Origin of the sequence: Nitratireductor indicus C115 (assembly GCF_000300515.1) — a bacterium.
GTDB classification, from domain to species: Bacteria; Pseudomonadota; Alphaproteobacteria; order Rhizobiales; family Rhizobiaceae; genus Nitratireductor; species Nitratireductor indicus.
This window is the reverse complement of sequence record NZ_AMSI01000051.1, coordinates 1-1,798: the sequence shown is the minus strand read 5'-3', so window position 1 is coordinate 1,798 and position 1,798 is coordinate 1. Positions and strand designations below refer to the sequence as shown.

Here is a 1,798-nt window from a genome sequence, read left to right as displayed (position 1 = left end):
CGCTCAACGGCGCGATCGACGGCCAGAACGGCGGATTGACCTTGTCGGCGAGCGGCAACGGCAGCAGCGACATTGTCGGCACGATCAGCACAGGCGCCGCGGGCACAGTCGATATCGGAACCTTCACGCTGAACAGGGGCGCCTGGGAGCAGATCGGCGCCACCCTGCCATCCTTCTCGGTGGACGATTTCCGCCTGGTGGCCACCTATTCAGATGCCACCTTCATCCGCACACGCGGCGGCGACGGCAGCATTGGCGATCCCTATCAGCTCTTCGATCTCTACGGCCTGCAAGGCATGACGGTTCAGGATACACGAACCAATGATTACGCTGACTATGGTGTGAACTACCAACTCGTCAGCGATATCGATGCCTCAGGGACCGTCAACTGGAACGGCGGCGCCGGTTTTTATCCTGTAAATCTTGCGGGCGATCTGGACGGAAACGGCCACACGATCGACGGGCTTTTCATCAACCGTCCCGGGGATTTACATGCCGGCCTCATCGGCTCCTGGGGAGACAGGGGAGGAGGCTCCGCCGATCCCGAGCCCATAATCAAGGATCTGAACCTCACCAACGCGAATGTGACCGGTGGCAGTCGGACAGGGATCCTGTTCGGTTTTGCCAATGGCAGCATAGTCCCGCATCATCTTTCCAATATCTCGGTGAGCGGCACCGTCACCGGCTCCGACGCCGTCGGTGGTATCGCCGGCTTCATGTATGGCCAGGGCGGCGCTTCGACCGCGACCGGTCTGCAGGCGGATGTGACCGTTACGGCAACATCGGCCTATGGCTATGCCGGTGGCCTGTTCGGCCAGACGCTGGAAGGCCTGCAAATCTCGCGGTCGCGTACCAGCGGCACGATCACCGGATCCTTCGCGGGCGGGCTTGCTGGAGAGGCCTACGACAACAACACGGTCATTGAAACATCCTCTTCCTCGGCAACGGTGACCTCGGCTGGCACTACCCCTTACAACCGCGCTGCAGGTGGCTTGGTCGGGCATGGCGGGAGCCTGACTATTCGGCAGTCCTATTTTAGCGGTCAGGTACTTGGGTCGAATGGTGCGATAATCGGCGGGATTGTCGGCGATACCGATTACGACAACCACCTCTTCGAGACCTATGTATCTGGTCTGGTTAAAGGGACGGGGTACGCAGGCGCGCTCATAGGAAACGTGGGATCTAACTATGTAACCGTCGAAAATTCGGTCTGGGACATTGATACGACCGGGCAGTCGGATGCATTCGGAGCCGAGCCATTTTCTCCAACGCTAACACGGGTGGGCAGCCGGACGACCGCCGAGATGCAGGGGACGCTCGACTTCGGTCTCGGTTTCAGCTTCGACAATACGGTGTGGGGCACCGGCACGGGGCTTTATCCCTATTTCGGCTGGCAATATGCCACGACACCCACCGCCATCACCGGTACCGCCTATAGCGATGCGGGAACGACGGCGCTTGCGGGCGCAGACGTCAGCGCGATTTCTGGCGGTTCGCTGCTTGGATCGGCCACCACCGGCGCGAATGGCTATTATTACATCCTGGCCCCCTCCGGCTCCGTCAACGCCTCCGGTGCGTTCGCCTATCTGGACGGCGAAAGCACACAGGCGGCGGCCTTCAAGGACACTGTTTCTGCAACAGGTGTGACCGGGCTTGATATTTACGGCTCGTCCCTCAACCTGCTGACCGGCGAAACGGCGCTGTCGGCGACCATCGCCAAGCTGGATACGGCGATCGGCTCCTATACCGACACGGATATCGATTTCATCGACACCAGCGCGACCCAGCTCACCGCGAG

Annotated in this window: 1 pseudogene; it reads left to right on the top strand. The window is 60.7% G+C overall.

The annotated features are described in order from the left end of the window. Positions 1-1,798 (top strand): annotated as a pseudogene (locus NA8A_RS24135) (hypothetical protein); the annotation flags it as partial.